Consider the following 1,008-nt stretch of genomic DNA (forward strand, 5'->3'; position numbering starts at 1 on the left):
GTCATATCCCCGGTCGGATCAGCGTGCGTGCCAGGCGTCGCACGCCCGGCCGGGGATATGACACAGGCTCTGAGGTCAGCCGCGGGACCGGGACAGCGCCTCCCGCACCGCCTCCTCCGTGCGCCCCACCACCGCCGAACCGTCGTCCGCCGTGATGATGGGCCGCTGGATCAGCTTGGGGTGTTCGGCGAGCGCCGCGATCCAGCGGTCCCGTGCGCTCTCCTCACGCGGCCAGTCCTTCAGGCCAAGCTCCTTCGCGGCCGCCTCCTGGGTCCGGGTGATATCCCACGGCTCCAGCCCGAGCCGGTCGAGCGCCGCGCGGATCTCGTCCTGGCTCGGTACGTCCTCGAGATAGCGGCGCACGGTGTAACCGGCGCCCTCCGCTTCGAGCAGGGTGAGCGCGCTACGGCACTTCGAGCATGCCGGATTGATCCAGATCTCCATGCCGCACACGGTACCGCGAGATCGCCTTGGAACGGGGTCTGACCAGGGGCCTTTGTCAGTACCCGGCCGTAGAATGGAGGGAGTTGAAGGGAAGGTTTCCCGACCAACTCAGGAGGTTGCCGATGGCCGTTGCCGGACCCCCTCTTCAGGATCTTCCGACCTTTCCGACCCTGCCGAAGAAGCGGATGCCGGCCGGGCGCCCGCGTGAGTGGTACGAGTCCCACAACCGCCGTCTGAAGGCCATGCGCCTGGCCATCGCGCTGCTCAACTCCGGTGTCTACCGCCCCGAGCAGGCGTCCAACCGCAAGATACGGTCCACGGCCGCCCGGATCGGGGTGCATCCGCCGTCCGACACCACGTGCCGGATGGTGCGCTCCCTCATCCGCACCGACCACGCCGACCGCGCCGCCTGCGGCTGATACCCGTAAGGTCCGTCCCGCCTCCGGTTCCTTTCCGCTCGGCGGAAAGGGACCAGGAGGGTCAGGGGACAACGCGGGTTGTGGACGGAGTTGGCATTATCGTCGCAGGTGGGCGGGGGCAAGTGGCAAAGGTAGCCCCCGCGGC

The 1,008-nt window shown here is 68.7% G+C and carries 2 protein-coding genes; one reads left to right on the top strand and one right to left on the bottom strand.

Features of this window, described 5'->3' with window-relative positions; translation table 11 throughout:
- Positions 1-75: 75 nt before the first annotated feature.
- Entirely contained in the window at positions 76-444 is a 369-nt protein-coding gene (locus ACFXB5_RS45330) for an arsenate reductase family protein (protein ID WP_385219769.1), read from the bottom strand.
- A gap of 122 nt (positions 445-566) precedes the next feature.
- Here ACFXB5_RS45330 and ACFXB5_RS45335 point away from each other — a divergent pair, with 122 nt between their 5' ends.
- The gene (locus tag ACFXB5_RS45335; protein WP_385219771.1) at positions 567-863 is read left to right on the top strand and encodes a hypothetical protein; all 297 of its coding nucleotides are present in this window, start codon (positions 567-569) and stop codon (positions 861-863) included.
- Positions 864-1,008: the final 145 nt, after the last annotated feature.

The sequence above is a fragment of the Streptomyces sp. NPDC059455 genome, assembly GCF_042750115.1.
Taxonomy (GTDB): Bacteria; Actinomycetota; Actinomycetes; order Streptomycetales; family Streptomycetaceae; genus Streptomyces; species Streptomyces endocoffeicus.

Bases quoted from the DNA above. Each gene is read 5' to 3' on its own strand.
- ACFXB5_RS45335 (WP_385219771.1), top strand. From the start codon at position 567: ATGGCCGTTGCCGGACCCCCTCTTCAGGATCTTCCGACCTTTCCGACC.
- ACFXB5_RS45330 (WP_385219769.1), bottom strand. From the start codon at position 444: ATGGAGATCTGGATCAATCCGGCATGCTCGAAGTGCCGTAGCGCGCTC.